Below are 12,874 nucleotides of genomic sequence, written 5' to 3'. Positions count from 1 at the left end.
ACCTCCACCCTGCTCGCCCGCACCTACCACCTGATCCGGTTCGAGAAGCTGAACATCAAGAACATGACCGCCTCCGCTAGGGGCACGGTCGAACAGCCCGGTACCCGGGTGCGGCAGAAGGCCGGGCTGAACCGGAGCATCCTCGCCCAGGGCTGGGGCCTGCTGCGCCGCCGTACCGGGGAGAAGGCCCCGGGCCGGGTCGAGGACGTGCCCGCCCCCTACACCTCGCTGCGGTGCAGTGCCTGCGGCTGGATCGAGAAGGACTCGCGCAAGAGCCAAGCCGAGTTCGTCTGCGTCTCCTGCGGGTTCACCTGCAACGCCGACGAGAACGCGGCAGTCAACGTCGCGGCAGGACAGGGCGGGCTCCCCCGCCCCCGGCGGGCAGCCGGTGCCGGAGGGGTGACAGCGGCCACCGGCCGCTCGAGCGCCCGTGAACCTCGACCCACCCGGGTCGGAATCCCCCTCCTTTAGGAGGGGGAGGATGTCAGAACCCGGAGGTTGTCCACAGGCCGCCCCGGATGTCAGTGCCGGCCCGCATGATGAACGCATGACCGAGCACGAGCAGTTGCTGACACAAGTGGCGGCCAAGGCCCGCGAGACCCGCCCGTGGGGCCGGCCCACCCTCCCCGAGCCCGTGGACGCGGCCATACTGGCCCGAGCTGAAGCCGCCCTCGGATTCGAGCTGCCTCCACTGCTCGCCGAACTCTACCTGCGGACGGCGGACGGCGGATTCGGCCCCGAGTACGGCCTGCTGCCCCTGATCGAGGGCCCGCCGTCCGACGAACCCGCCGCCGTGGCCCAGTACCTGGCCAACCGCGAGAGCGGCCGCGAGGATCCCGACCGGCCCTGGCCCGAGGGCGTGCTGCCGATATCCCACTGGGGCTGCGGGATGTACGCGTGTGTGGACTGTCGTTCCCCCCAGGCCGCCGTCCTCCTTTTCGAGCCCAACGCGGACGACCCCGACCACGCCTGGTTCGTCGATGCCCCGAGCCTCGCGGACTGGCTGCGCTCCTGGATCGACGGCACGGGCTGGTACGAGGAGGAGAACGAGGGGACGGACCTCGTCCCGTGGGCCGACTACTCCCACCGTGTGACGGCGGCGCACACGTCCTGAGCGACTCCGGCCGACCGCGGGGCGGTGGTCGCACTGCCCTACTCGCCGTACTTGCTGTACCCGTCCTGCTCGTGGTGCCCTACCGCCCGGCGGCACCCCATCCACGCCACCGCCGCACCCCGTAGGCCGCCGCACCCACCGCCAGCACCCCCGCGCCGACGGCGACGGAGACCCCGGGCAGTGAGAACGCCAGGACCAGGCACCCGGCCAGTCCGAGAGCAGGCAGCACTCGGGCCGCCGGCTCCGGACGAAGCGTCCAGGCCGACGCGTTGGCCACCGCGTAGTACGCCAGCACCCCGAAGGAGGAGAACCCGATCGCACCCCGCACATCCACCGTCGCGGCCAGGACGGCGACCACCATTCCCACGGCCAGCTCCGCCCGGTGCGGCACCTGGAACCGGGGATGGACGGCGGCCAGGGCGCCCGGCAGATGCCGGTCCCGGGCCATGGCCAGTGTGGTCCGCGAGACGCCCAGGATCAGGGCGAGCAGCGACCCCAGCGCGGCCGCGGCCGCCCCCACCCGCACCACCGGCGCCAGTTCCGCGGCCCCGGCCGCCCGCACCGCGTCGGCCAGCGGCGCACCGGCGTCACCCAGTCCCTCTGCCCCCAGCACCGAAAGGACGGCGATCGCGACAGCCGCGTACACGACCAGTGCGATACCCAGCGCCAGCGGGATCGCGCGCGGGATGGTGCGCGCCGGGTCCCGCACCTCCTCACCGAGGGTCGCGATCCGGGCGTACCCGGCGAAGGCGAAGAACAGCAGGCCGGCCGCCTGGAGCACCCCGCCCACGCCGCCCGACGTCCCGACAGTCAGGCGCCCGGCATCGGCCTGCCCCGAAGTCAGGGACACGACGACCACGAAAGCGAGGACAGCCAGGACCACGGTCACGATCACCCGGGTCAGCCACGCCGACTTCTGCACACCGCCGTAGTTCACCGCGGTCAGCGTCACGACGGCGGCGACCGCCACGGCATGAGCCTGGCCCGGCCAGACGTACGCGCCGACGGTGAGCGCCATCGCCGCGCAGGAGGCGGTCTTCCCGACCACGAACGCCCAGCCCGCGAGATAGCCCCAGAATTCCCCCAGCCGTTCCCGTCCGTAGACGTAGGTGCCGCCGGAGGCCGGATACAGGGCGGCGAGGCGGGCCGACGACGTGGCGTTGCAGTAGGCGACCACGGCGGCGAGCGCGAGCCCGAGGAGCAACCCGGATCCGGCTGCCTGCGCGGCGGGCGCCAGGGCGGCGAAGATCCCGGCTCCCACCATGGAGCCGAGACCGATGACGACGGCGTCGCCCACGCCGAGCGTGCGGCGCAGTTCGGAACCGGAGTGGGTGGTCATGGAACCGCACCCTACTGATCACGGCAACCGTCACATGTATGCGCGTCGTCCTACGTACCAAGACAGTACGAACACCTGGACCGGCAGCACCGGTCGGGCAGGTGAGAGCACGGCGCGAAAGGGCAGGGTTCACGGTATGACGATCATCAGTTGGATCATTCTGGGACTGTTGGCCGGAGCGATCGCGAAATTCCTGCTGCCGGGCCGCGATCCGGGCGGCTTCATCGGCACGACCCTGATCGGCGTCGCCGGTGCGTTCATCGGTGGCTGGATATCGGCCCGTTGGCTCGACCACCCGATCACCAAGGACTTCTACGACGGCGCCACCTGGGCCGCCGCGATCGGCGGCTCACTGGTCCTCCTGATCGCGTACCGCCTCCTGTTCGGCCACTCACGCAACTGACCGCGCTCCGGAATCCCGGCCGAAGGACGAGGAGGGCGGGCGCACCCAGGCGCCCGCCCTCCTCACACACGCGGTGCGCGAGGCGCACGCGTCGACCACGGACGTCACCGGCGAGAGCCCACACCCCTCTCCACGCCCATGGCCCTTCCGCCTAGCGGTAGTTGACGAACTGCAGGGCGAAGTCGAAGTCCTGCCCCTTGAGCAGGGCGATGACGGCCTGCAGGTCGTCACGGCTCTTGGAGCTGACCCGCAGTTCCTCGCCCTGCACCTGGGCCTTCACACCCTTGGGGCCCTCGTCGCGGATGAGCTTGGCCACCTTCTTCGCGTTCTCCTGGGAGATGCCCTCCTGGATCGACGCGAAGATCTTGTACTCCTTGCCCGAGAGCTGCGGCTCGCCGGCGTCCAGGGCCTTCAGCGAGATGCCCCGCTTGATCAGCTTGGACTGGAAGACGTCGAGGACAGCCTTCACCCGGTCCTCGGAGTTCGCCTCCAGGAGGATCTTCTCCCCGGACCACGAGATCGAGGCACCCACGCCCTTGAAGTCGTAGCGCTGCGAGATCTCCTTGGCGGCCTGGTTGAGGGCGTTGTCGACCTCCTGCCGCTCGACCTTCGAGACGATGTCGAAACTGGAGTCGGCCATGTCCTGTGGCTCCTTGTATCAGGGTCCGTATCGGGCCGCGATCGGGCTGCGACCCGGATGCGTACCGGCTACCGGCATACGTGGGCGGCCCTCGGGCCCGGCATCGGTCCCGGGCCGCCATCCGCACAAGCCTAGTCACCCCCGGGCCTCCGGGCGGCGATCAATCGGGTGGCGAAGCACCCCTGCTCATCAGGTATCGTTTACGTCGTTGCCACGGAGCGCCACCGCAAGGCGGTTCGAGGCGGCAATCTTGGCGGTGTGCCCGAGCGGCCAAAGGGAGCAGACTGTAAATCTGCCGGCTCAGCCTTCCCAGGTTCGAATCCTGGCGCCGCCACAAGGGGAGACCCCCTCCGGACTGCGGAAACGCGGTGTGGAGGGGGTCTTCGGCTTACGGGGTGTGCTGCGGGGCGAGGAGCGGGGGACACTGGCGCCATGTCGTCCCGTCGTAGGCAGTGCCCCGAGTGCCGTCGCGAGATCGCCGTCGTGGCCGGGCGGTACGCGCGTCACGATCCGCCCGGCGCCCGGGGGAGCGGGGAACTCACCTCGTGCGCGGGGTCCCGTCGACACGCCGGGCTCGGCGCCGAGCAGCCCGCGCTGGACGGGTACGTCGTACCGGATTTCCCGGGACAGATGCCTCTGTTCTAGCCGCCCCGGGAAACCTTCCAGCGGCTGAGTGGCTCAGTTGCCCGCGACCGACTTCACCGCCACCGAGACCGGCACGGACCCGCTGATCAGTTCCAGGGTCAGGCCCGCTGTCGCGGAGTTCTCCACCAGCTCCGCCAGGACGGCGGCCACGTCGTCCCGGGGGACCGGGCCGCGGCCGGTGTGGGCCTCCAGACGGACCAGGCCGGTGCCGGCTTCGTCGGTGAGCATGCCGGGGCGCAGGATCGTCCAGTCGAGGGCATCCAGGCCGCGTACATACGCGTCGGCCTCGCCCTTCGCGCGCTGGTACACGTCGAAGACCTCGTCCCCCTCGTGGGCGGGGTCCGCGCCCATGGACGAGACGACCACGAACCGCCGTACGCCCGCACGGACCGCGGCGTCGGCGAAGAGGACCGCCGCGGCCTTGTCCACCGTCTCCTTGCGTGCCGCGCCACTGCCCGGACCGGCGCCCGCGGCGAACACCGCGGCGTCCGCGCCCCGGAGTTGCTCCGCGACCTCCTCCACCGACGCCGACTCCAGGTCGAGTACGACCGGTTCGGCGCCGAGTTGCCGCAGCGCGTCGGCCTGTTCGGGCTTGCGGATGATGCCCGCCGCCTCGTCCCCGCGCGCGACGAGCAATCGCTCCAGCCGCAGCGCGATCTGACCATGACCACCAGCGATGACAATGCGCATGTCTTCGACCGTACGCCGTGGCGATCGCATCCGCCCGCGACGTACCGAACACGACGTCCTGAACGCGGAGTCCTGAACGTGAAGTCCTGAACGCGCCGGGCCGAACGCGACGGGTCTACGACGTTTCGCCACGTCCCTGCCGGGGCAGCCCCCGCCCCGGCTCCGCGGGCGGTGCCGTCGTCGAACCGCGGTACTCGCGTACCGCGCTCGTGCGGGTCACCACGCGTCCCCGGTGCACCACGATCCGGCTGTACGCCAGTGACAGAGCCGCCGGCAGCCGGTCGCCGCGGACCGCGAGGAGTTCGGCGGGGAAACCCGCCTCCACCCGTACCTCGGGGAGCCCGAGGGCCGCCCGTGCCGAGGTGCTCACCGCGTCGTAGGCGTCCTCGGGGGACAGTCCGTGACGGGAGGCCAGCAGGTACGCCGCCTCCAGCGGGTCGCCTCGGCCGACCGGGTTCGACACGTCCCGCAGGGCGCCGCTCCCGGCCGCCACCCGGACGCCCGCCGCGCGCAGCAGCCGTACGGGAGCCGTGCCCCGGCGGTCGACGCCGCCGCAGCCGCCCTGCGGCAGGCACACCACGGTCACCCCGGCCGCCGCCAGTTGGTCCGCGGTCCGCGAGGCCGCTTCGGCGGGCAGCCGTCCGAGGCCGCCGCACGGGCTGAGCGTCACCCCCGGTCGCAGCCCGCCCGCCATCGCCGCGAGCCGGGCCAGGCGGGCGGGGTCGGCGGTGTCGGTGTGCAGGTCGACGGGGACGCCGTGCTCGGCGGCGACCTCCAGGACCGCCTCCACGTACCCCGTGGGATCGGGGTCGACGTCCGGACAGCCGCCCACCACCGACGCGCCCATCTTCACCGCGTCCCGCAGCATCGCGAGCCCGTCCGCTCCGGCCGCCCCGGTCAGCACGCGCGGCATCGCCGCCGTCGCCAGCTCGGTCAGCCCGCGCAGCGCATGTTCGACCTGCAGCACGGCGGTCAGTGCGCCGAGCCCGGTCACGTCGTCCACGCGCACATGTGCCCGCAGTGCCGTCGCCCCGTGCCCGAGCTGGAGCAGCGCGGCCTCCGTCGCCCGGCGCCGGACGTCCTGGGGCTCGTAGGAGACGGGGCCGTCGGCGTCGGCGGAGAGGGCGGTGTCGGCGTGGCTGTGCGGCTCGACAGGGGCCGGGAGGAGCAGATGGCCGGCGAGATCGACCCGGGTGCCGCCCCCGCGGGCGCCGTCCACGGTCAGACTGCCGGCCGTGCCGACCGCCTCGATGAGTCCGCCGCCCAGCCGTACGTCCACGGTCCGGCCGTCGGTGAGCCGCGCGCCGCACAGCAGGAGCGGCTCCGGGGCGGCCGGGCCGGAGGGCGACGAGGGCGACGAGGGGGGCGGCGGCTGAGGCCGGCTGTCGGGCATCGCGCTCCTGGGGCTCGGACTGCGCGCGGTCGTCGCAGGATCACACAGAGGGAAGATCACGCAGAGTGAGTCGAGCCTAGGGCGGTGATCCGCCCCTCGCCGGGAGGAGCGCAATAGTCGTACCGGCATGGTCGAGTGGGAACTGCTTCGCTCCCGGGAAGGGTGAGCCACAGGGTGGGACAGGGACCGCGAAACGGATTTGGGTGAACGGCGGCGGAGCGTGTAATGTCTTCATCGCTCGCCCCAATAGCTCAGTCGGCAGAGCGTCTCCATGGTAAGGAGAAGGTCAACGGTTCGATTCCGTTTTGGGGCTCTGGTGTGTGAGGTTCCCGCCGCGAGGCGGGGCCCGACCGCATCACAGCGGTGTAGCTCAGTCGGTAGAGCAAGCGGCTCATAATCGCTGTGTCACCGGTTCAAGTCCGGTCACCGCTACACACAGTAGCCGATTGCGGGGTCGGTCCTTCGGTCGGCTACTCTTTCTGTGTTCATTCGTCTATCCGTTCGTCAAGGAGCACTCACGTGGCTGCCACCGACGTCCGCCCGAAGATCACGCTGGCCTGCGTGGAGTGCAAGGAGCGGAACTACATCACCAAGAAGAACCGGCGTAACAACCCGGACCGTCTTGAGATGAAGAAGCACTGCCCGCGTTGCAATGCGCACACCGCGCACCGCGAAACGCGATAAATCAGGCTCGTACGCGAGGCCGTCCCCGTGGTCAGGGGGCGGCCTCGCGTCGTTCTGCTCACCGGCCCACCGTGGCCGTACCGGATTCAGGCCGACCAGGGCCGGACCAGACACAGGAGGTGCTGCGCGCATGGCGCTCGACCAGTCCTTCGTGGGACGGAGCTACCCGCCCACCGATCCCTATGAGGTGGGCCGGGAGAAGATCCGCGAGTTCGCCGAAGCGGTGGGGGACGCCAACCCGGCGTACACGGACGTGGAGGCCGCCAAAGCGCTCGGCCACCCCGATGTGATCGCCCCGCCGACCTTCGTGTTCGCGATCACCTTCAAGGCCGCGGGCGAGGTCATCGCCGATCCACGGCTCGGTCTGGACTACAGCAGGGTGGTGCACGGCGACCAGAAGTTCGCCTACCGCCGCCCGGTGCGTGCCGGAGACCGGCTCACCGTCACCTCGACCATCGAGGCGATCAAGTCGATGGCGGGCAACGACATCCTGGACATCCGCGGCGAGGTGCACGACGAGGCCGGCGAACACGTCGTGACCGCCTGGACCAAGCTGGTGGCCCGTGCCGCCGAGGAGGCGTGAGCAGCATCATGACGGCGAAGATCTCCTACGCCGACGTCGAGGTCGGCACCGAGCTGCCCGCACAGACGTTTCCCGTGACCCGGGCCACCCTCGTCCAGTACGCGGGTGCCTCCGGCGACTTCAACCCCATTCACTGGAACGAGAAGTTCGCCAAGGAGGTCGGCCTGCCCGACGTCATCGGGCACGGCATGCTCACCATGGCCGAGGCGATCCGCGTGGTCACCGACTGGGTGGGCGACCCGGGTGCGGTCGTCGAGTACGGCGTTCGCTTCACCAGGCCGGTCGTCGTCCCCAACGACGAGCAGGGCGCCACCATCGAGGTCAGCGGCAAGGTCGCGGTCAAGCTCGACGACCACGATCGCACGGTCCGCGTCGACCTCACGGCGACCAGCGCCGGGCAGAAGGTGCTGGGGATGTCCCGGGCGGTCGTACGGCTCGCCTGACCCGCGGATCCCCAAGCCCCGCAGATCCCCGAGCAAGGGGCGTTCTCCATCGAGAGATCGAGAGCGCCCCTCGCGTCGTCCTGGGGTGCCCGGCCCCAGGGCGCCCGTCGTTCCGGTCCCTCCAGCCGCGTTTCACCTCTTGACGCAGTTAGTGATTGAGCACTAACTTCATGGCATGGCCAGGATGAGTGCGGAGGAGAGGCGCGAGAGCATCGTCCGCGTGGCGAGCGCCGAGTTCGCCCGCGGCGGCTACCACGGCACGTCGACCGAGGCGATCGCCAAGCGGGTCGGTGTCTCGCAGCCGTACCTCTTCCGGCTCTTCCGGGGGAAGAAGGCCATCTTCCTGGCGGCGGCGGAACGCTGCGTGGCGGACACCATCCGCATGTTCACGGAGGCCTCCGAAGGGCTGGAGGGCGAAGAGGCCCTGCACGCCATGGCGAGCGCCTACACGCGGACCATCGCGGAACGCCCCGAGCTGCTGATGATGCAGATGCAGATGTACCTCGCGGTGGCGGCCGCCGAGCAGGAGGGCGATCGCGAGTTCGGCGAGACGGTGCGCGCCGGCTGGCTGCGCCTGTGGGACGTCGTCCACCTCGCGCTGGGGGCGGACGTCGGCGGGACGACGAACTTCATGGCGCACGGCATGCTCATCAACTGCCTGGCAGCCATGGGGTTCCCGACCGGGCACCGGGTCTGGGAAGGGCTCGATCTGTCGGCACGGCTCGAGGGTGCACCGGAACAGTAGCGGAGGGGAGGGGGGCGGGATGGCGGCGCCCTTTTTCATGAACATGAAAGTTAGTCATCAATAACTAACAACTCATCTCCTGGGGGAGCGATGACACAACAGACCACCGCACGCGGCGGGCCGGCCGTCTGGGCCCTCGTCATCACCAGCGTCGCCGGTTTCATGGCGGCCCTCGACAACCTCGTCGTCACCACCGCGCTGCCCTCCATCCGCAAGGACCTGGGCGGTGCCCTGCACGACCTGGAATGGACCGTGAGCGCCTACACGCTCACCTTCGCCGTCCTGCTGATGTTCGGCGCGGCCCTCGGCGACCGCTTCGGCCGCCGCCGGCTCTTCATCGCCGGAATCACCGTCTTCACCGCGGCCTCCGCCGCAGCGGCCATGGCACCCGGCATCGACTCCCTGATCGCCGCCCGCGCGGTGCAGGGCGCCGGCGCCGCGGTCATGATGCCTCTCACCCTCACGCTGCTCACGGCGGCCGTGCCCGAAGCCCGGCGCGGCATGGCGTACGGCATCTGGGGTGCTGTGAACGGTCTCGCCGTGGCCTCGGGACCGCTGGTCGGCGGCAGCCTCACCGAGCACATCTCCTGGCAGTGGATCTTCTGGCTGAACGTCCCGCTCGGCCTGATCCTCATCCCACTGGCCCGCCTGCGCCTCGCCGAGTCCCACGGCACCGGAGCCCCGCTCGACCTGCCCGGCACCCTGCTCGCCAGCGGCGGACTCTTCGGCGTCGTCTACGGCCTGGTCCGCGGGCCCGTCGACGGCTGGACCGGCACCGTCGTCCTGACCGGCCTGTTCACCGGGACGGCGCTGCTCGTCGGCTTCGTCCACTACAGCATCCGGGCCAAGAACCCCATGCTGCCGATGCGGCTGTTCCGCTCCCGCGCCTTCTCCGGCATCAACGCGGCGAGCCTGCTGATGTTCCTCGGCATGTTCGGCTCGATCTTCCTGCTCAGCCAGTACATGCAGGGTGTACTCGGTTACTCGCCCACCGAGGCGGGCCTGAGGATGCTGCCCTGGACCGGCATGCCGATGCTCGTCGCCCCGATCGCGGGCATCCTCTCCGACCGTGTCGGCGGCCGTCCGGTCGTCGCCACGGGACTGTTCCTGCAGGCGCTCGGTCTCGCCCACCTCGCGGTGGTGGCGACGGCCGATGCCTCCTACGCCGCCCAGCTGCCCGCCCTGGTCATCAGCGGCATCGGCATGGCGCTGTACTTCGCCCCGGCCTCCAACCTGGTGATGTCCAGCGTCCGCCCGAAGGAGCAGGGCATCGCCTCCGGAGCCAACAACGCCCTGCGCGAGGTGGGCGGCGCACTCGGCATCGCGATCATGGCGTCGATCTTCGCGGCCCAGGGCGGCTACGAGTCCGGCCAGGCCTTCGTCGACGGCATGCGGCCGGCACTGGTCACCGGCGCCGCGGCAGTCGCCCTCGCGGGCATCGCGACCCTGTTCATACCGGCCCGCAGGCCCGCCGCTCCCCGCCCGCCCTCGGCCGCTCCGACGCCGGAGACGGCGCTGGAAACGGTCTCCTGAACGCCTCGAAGCGCCACTCACCCGTGCACACGCGCCCACTCCCACCACGGAAGGACCCGGTCGTGCCCACCCTCCCCTGGACCGTCCCGAACACCCCGCCGCCCCACACCGAAGTGCACGTCTTCGCCTCCCGCTTCGAGACCCGCACCCTCTGGGGAGCCCTGCGCTTCCTCCTCAGGACGCCCGGCGTGTGGCGGCAGGTCAGCAGGGCTCCCGGCGCGTACGGAGCCTCTTTGAAGGCGGAGCCGCTGCGCCGGACCTTCTGGACCCTGTCCGCCTGGGAGTCCAGGAAGGCCCTCGGCGAGTTCGCCCGTACCGGCCCGCACGGGCCGACCGCCCGAGGGCTCGCCGTGCAGATGCGCGACGCCGAGTTCGCCGGCTGGACCGTGAAGAGCGAGGACCTCCCCGTCGACTGGCCCGAGGTGCGGCGCCGCCTCTCCTCAAGGCCCGCGTGCGAAGGCACGCACGCGTACCGCCCCCGCCGGCCCGTCCCGGCGGGGGCCTTAGTCTTGAGCCCGTGCAGGAACTCCACGACGCGCCCCTCGCCCCGCTGACCACGTTCCGCCTGGGCGGACCCGCGACCAGGCTGGTCACCGCGACGACCGACGACGAGGTGATCGCCGTCGTCCGCCAGGCCGACGCCGACGGCACGCCCCTGCTGCTCATCGGCGGCGGCTCGAACCTGGTCGTCGGCGACAAGGGCTTCGACGGCACCGCGCTCGTCATCGCCACCAAGGGCGTCACCCTCGACGGCACCCACCTGGAACTGGCGGCGGGCGAGGTGTGGACCGACGCCGTCGCCCGCACCGTGGAGGCCGGCCTGGCCGGCATCGAATGCCTGGCCGGCATCCCCGGCTCGGCGGGTGCGACCCCGATCCAGAACGTCGGCGCGTACGGCCAGGAGGTCTCCTCCACGATCACCGAGGTGGTCGCCTACGACCGCACCACCGGTGAGACGGTCGTCCTGGCCAACGAGGAGTGCGCCTTCTCCTACCGCCACAGCCGCTTCAAGGCCGACCCCGAGCGTTACGTCGTCCTGCGGGTCCGCTTCGACCTGGAGGACGCCGGCGGTCTCTCCGGCCCGGTGAAGTACGCCGAGACGGCCCGTGCCCTCGGCGTGGAACAGGGCGACCGCGTCCCCCTGGCCGCGGCCCGCGAGACGGTGCTGGGGCTCCGCGCGGGCAAGGGCATGGTCCTGGACCCCGAGGACCACGACACCTGGTCGGCCGGCTCCTTCTTCACCAACCCCATCCTGACCACCGCGGAGTTCACGGCCTTCCGGACCCGGGCGCGACAGCTCCTCGGCCCCGACACGGAGCCCCCCGCGTACCCCGCGGGCGAGGGCCACACCAAGACCTCCGCCGCCTGGCTGATCGACAAGGCCGGCTTCACCAAGGGCTACGGCGACGGCCCGGCCCGCATCTCCACCAAGCACACCCTCGCCCTCACCAACCGCGGCGACGCGACCACCGAGGACCTCCTGGCCCTCGCCCGCGAGGTCGTGGCCGGCGTCCACCGGACCTTCGGCATCACCCTCACCAACGAGCCGGTGACCGTGGGCGTCACCCTCTGACCGAGGGCCCCTCCGCCGACACGCCGACACGCCGACGACGTCCTCACACCCCCGGCCCCACCAGCCACGCGTCGATCCCCGCCAGCAGCTCCGCCTTGACGTCCTCCGGCGCCACCGACCCCCGCACCGACTGCCGCGCCAGCTCCGCCAGCTCCGCGTCCGTGAACCCGTGGTACCGGCGCGCGATCTCGTACTGCGCCGCCAGCCGCGAGCCGAACAGCAACGGGTCGTCCGCACCCAGTGCGAGCGGCACGCCCGCCTCGAACAGCCGCCGCAACGGCACGTCCCCCGGCTTCTCGTACACACCCAGCGCCACATTCGACGCCGGGCACACCTCGCAGGTCACCTGCCGGTCCGCGAGCCGCTGCAACAGCCGCGGGTCCTCCGCCGCCCGCACCCCGTGCCCGATCCGGTCGGCCTCCAGATCGTCCAGGCAGTCCCGCACGGACGCGGGCCCGGTCAGCTCACCTCCGTGCGGCGCCGACAGCAGCCCGCCCTCGCGTGCGATGGCGAACGCCCGGTCGAAGTCGCGGGCCATTCCGCGCCGCTCGTCGTTGGACAGACCGAATCCGACGACCCCCCGGTCGGCGTACCGCACCGCCAGCCGGGCCAGGGTGCGCGCGTCCAGGTGGTGCTTCATCCGGTTCGCGGCGACCAGCACCCTGATCCCGAGCCCGGTGTCCCGCCGCGCCACGTCCACCGCGTCCAGGATGATCTCCAGCGCCGGGATCAGCCCGCCCAGCCGCGGGGCGTACGAGGTGGGGTCCACCTGGATCTCCAGCCAGCCCGAGCCGTCCTTCAGGTCCTCCTCCGCCGCCTCCAGCACCAGCCGGTGGATGTCCTCCGGCTCCCTCAGGCAGGAGCGGGCGGCGTCGTACAGCCGCTGGAACCGGAACCAGCCCCGCTCGTCCGTGGCCCGCAGACTCGGCGGTTCCCCGCTGGTCAGCGCGTCGGTCAGCGTCTCGGGGAGGCGCACGCCGTACTTGTCGGCCAGCTCCAGCACGGTGGCGGGCCGCATCGACCCGGTGAAGTGCAGGTGCAGATGGGCTTTCGGCAGCAGGGAGACATCACGTACACGTTCCATCCCAG

At 71.3% G+C, this 12,874-nt stretch carries 15 protein-coding genes, 3 tRNA genes and 1 pseudogene; 14 read left to right on the top strand and 5 right to left on the bottom strand.

All coding sequences use genetic code 11. The features are described 5' to 3' along the window. Positions 1-471, top strand: a 471-nt coding sequence (locus AB0I73_RS25725; protein ID WP_363041036.1) for a transposase, incomplete at its 5' end; no start/stop codon positions are given. Positions 472-547: 76 nt separating this feature from the next. Further along, entirely contained in the window at positions 548-1,114 is a 567-nt protein-coding gene (locus AB0I73_RS25720) for an SMI1/KNR4 family protein (RefSeq protein ID WP_363041034.1), read from the top strand. 79 nt (positions 1,115-1,193) lie between these two features. Here the strand turns inward: AB0I73_RS25720 and AB0I73_RS25715 are convergent, their stop codons facing one another. Further along, a complete protein-coding gene (locus AB0I73_RS25715) occupies positions 1,194-2,453 on the bottom strand; it encodes an APC family permease (protein WP_363041032.1) in 1,260 nt (419 codons plus the stop codon). A 136-nt stretch (positions 2,454-2,589) separates the two neighbouring features. Between AB0I73_RS25715 and AB0I73_RS25710 the strand changes: the two genes are divergently transcribed. Next, entirely contained in the window at positions 2,590-2,856 is a 267-nt protein-coding gene (locus tag AB0I73_RS25710; RefSeq protein ID WP_363041030.1) for a GlsB/YeaQ/YmgE family stress response membrane protein, read from the top strand. A gap of 151 nt (positions 2,857-3,007) precedes the next feature. On the opposite strand, the gene AB0I73_RS25705 is transcribed toward AB0I73_RS25710, so the two are convergent. Beyond that, positions 3,008-3,496: a YajQ family cyclic di-GMP-binding protein gene (locus AB0I73_RS25705; protein ID WP_109381551.1), complete on the bottom strand. Its 489-nt coding sequence runs from the start codon at positions 3,494-3,496 to the stop codon at positions 3,008-3,010. A 252-nt stretch (positions 3,497-3,748) separates the two neighbouring features. On the opposite strand from AB0I73_RS25705, the gene AB0I73_RS25700 reads away from it, so the two are divergent. Further along, positions 3,749-3,830: transfer RNA gene (locus AB0I73_RS25700), tRNA-Tyr, on the top strand. A 98-nt stretch (positions 3,831-3,928) separates the two neighbouring features. Continuing rightward, entirely contained in the window at positions 3,929-4,141 is a 213-nt protein-coding gene (locus tag AB0I73_RS25695) for a hypothetical protein (RefSeq protein ID WP_363041028.1), read from the top strand. Positions 4,142-4,174: 33 nt separating this feature from the next. On the opposite strand, the gene AB0I73_RS25690 is transcribed toward AB0I73_RS25695, so the two are convergent. Further along, positions 4,175-4,831: an NAD(P)H-binding protein gene (locus tag AB0I73_RS25690; RefSeq protein ID WP_363041026.1), complete on the bottom strand. Its 657-nt coding sequence runs from the start codon at positions 4,829-4,831 to the stop codon at positions 4,175-4,177. Positions 4,832-4,946: 115 nt separating this feature from the next. Then, positions 4,947-6,224, bottom strand: coding sequence for an amidohydrolase family protein (locus AB0I73_RS25685; RefSeq protein WP_363041024.1), 1,278 nt, complete (start codon positions 6,222-6,224; stop codon positions 4,947-4,949). A gap of 240 nt (positions 6,225-6,464) precedes the next feature. Here AB0I73_RS25685 and AB0I73_RS25680 point away from each other — a divergent pair. From AB0I73_RS25680 to AB0I73_RS25640, 9 genes and pseudogenes are all read left to right on the top strand, one after another. Then, positions 6,465-6,537: transfer RNA gene (locus tag AB0I73_RS25680), tRNA-Thr, on the top strand. A gap of 46 nt (positions 6,538-6,583) precedes the next feature. Continuing rightward, positions 6,584-6,656, top strand: a tRNA-Met gene (locus tag AB0I73_RS25675). An 87-nt stretch (positions 6,657-6,743) separates the two neighbouring features. After that, entirely contained in the window at positions 6,744-6,908 is a 165-nt protein-coding gene (gene rpmG / locus AB0I73_RS25670; protein WP_003948671.1) for a 50S ribosomal protein L33, read from the top strand. A gap of 130 nt (positions 6,909-7,038) precedes the next feature. Next, on the top strand, positions 7,039-7,491 hold the full coding sequence (locus AB0I73_RS25665) for a MaoC family dehydratase N-terminal domain-containing protein (protein WP_363041023.1): 453 nt from the start codon (positions 7,039-7,041) through the stop codon (positions 7,489-7,491). 8 nt (positions 7,492-7,499) lie between these two features. Further along, entirely contained in the window at positions 7,500-7,934 is a 435-nt protein-coding gene (locus AB0I73_RS25660) for a MaoC family dehydratase (protein WP_363041040.1), read from the top strand. Positions 7,935-8,109: 175 nt separating this feature from the next. After that, positions 8,110-8,679, top strand: coding sequence for a helix-turn-helix domain-containing protein (locus AB0I73_RS25655; RefSeq protein ID WP_363041021.1), 570 nt, complete (start codon positions 8,110-8,112; stop codon positions 8,677-8,679). Between the two features lie 90 nt (positions 8,680-8,769). Beyond that, positions 8,770-10,212, top strand: coding sequence for an MFS transporter (locus tag AB0I73_RS25650; RefSeq protein ID WP_363041019.1), 1,443 nt, complete (start codon positions 8,770-8,772; stop codon positions 10,210-10,212). Positions 10,213-10,274: 62 nt separating this feature from the next. Next, positions 10,275-10,652: pseudogene (locus AB0I73_RS25645) on the top strand (hypothetical protein); the annotation flags it as partial. A 77-nt stretch (positions 10,653-10,729) separates the two neighbouring features. Continuing rightward, complete coding sequence (locus AB0I73_RS25640; protein WP_363041017.1) at positions 10,730-11,785, top strand: UDP-N-acetylmuramate dehydrogenase; 1,056 nt, start codon at positions 10,730-10,732, stop codon at positions 11,783-11,785. Positions 11,786-11,828: 43 nt separating this feature from the next. Here the strand turns inward: AB0I73_RS25640 and AB0I73_RS25635 are convergent, their stop codons facing one another. Further along, positions 11,829-12,869, bottom strand: a complete 1,041-nt coding sequence (locus AB0I73_RS25635) for an adenosine deaminase (protein WP_363041015.1) — start codon at positions 12,867-12,869, stop codon at positions 11,829-11,831. Positions 12,870-12,874 lie beyond the last annotated feature (5 nt).

Origin of the sequence: Streptomyces sp. NPDC050388, assembly GCF_040655635.1 — a bacterium.
Classification (GTDB): Bacteria; Actinomycetota; Actinomycetes; order Streptomycetales; family Streptomycetaceae; genus Streptomyces.
Note: the sequence above shows the minus strand (reverse complement) of the source record. Positions and strands in the feature narration are given on the sequence as shown.

Bases quoted from the DNA above. Each gene is read 5' to 3' on its own strand.
- AB0I73_RS25710 (WP_363041030.1), top strand. From the start codon at position 2,590: ATGACGATCATCAGTTGGATCATTCTGGGACTGTTGGCCGGAGCGATC.
- AB0I73_RS25695 (WP_363041028.1), top strand. From the start codon at position 3,929: ATGTCGTCCCGTCGTAGGCAGTGCCCCGAGTGCCGTCGCGAGATCGCC.
- AB0I73_RS25690 (WP_363041026.1), bottom strand. From the start codon at position 4,831: ATGCGCATTGTCATCGCTGGTGGTCATGGTCAGATCGCGCTGCGGCTG.
- AB0I73_RS25705 (WP_109381551.1), bottom strand. From the start codon at position 3,496: ATGGCCGACTCCAGTTTCGACATCGTCTCGAAGGTCGAGCGGCAGGAG.
- AB0I73_RS25650 (WP_363041019.1), top strand. From the start codon at position 8,770: ATGACACAACAGACCACCGCACGCGGCGGGCCGGCCGTCTGGGCCCTC.
- AB0I73_RS25685 (WP_363041024.1), bottom strand. From the start codon at position 6,224: ATGCCCGACAGCCGGCCTCAGCCGCCGCCCCCCTCGTCGCCCTCGTCG.
- AB0I73_RS25715 (WP_363041032.1), bottom strand. From the start codon at position 2,453: ATGACCACCCACTCCGGTTCCGAACTGCGCCGCACGCTCGGCGTGGGC.
- AB0I73_RS25635 (WP_363041015.1), bottom strand. From the start codon at position 12,869: ATGGAACGTGTACGTGATGTCTCCCTGCTGCCGAAAGCCCATCTGCAC.
- AB0I73_RS25720 (WP_363041034.1), top strand. From the start codon at position 548: ATGACCGAGCACGAGCAGTTGCTGACACAAGTGGCGGCCAAGGCCCGC.
- AB0I73_RS25655 (WP_363041021.1), top strand. From the start codon at position 8,110: ATGGCCAGGATGAGTGCGGAGGAGAGGCGCGAGAGCATCGTCCGCGTG.
- AB0I73_RS25665 (WP_363041023.1), top strand. From the start codon at position 7,039: ATGGCGCTCGACCAGTCCTTCGTGGGACGGAGCTACCCGCCCACCGAT.
- AB0I73_RS25660 (WP_363041040.1), top strand. From the start codon at position 7,500: ATGACGGCGAAGATCTCCTACGCCGACGTCGAGGTCGGCACCGAGCTG.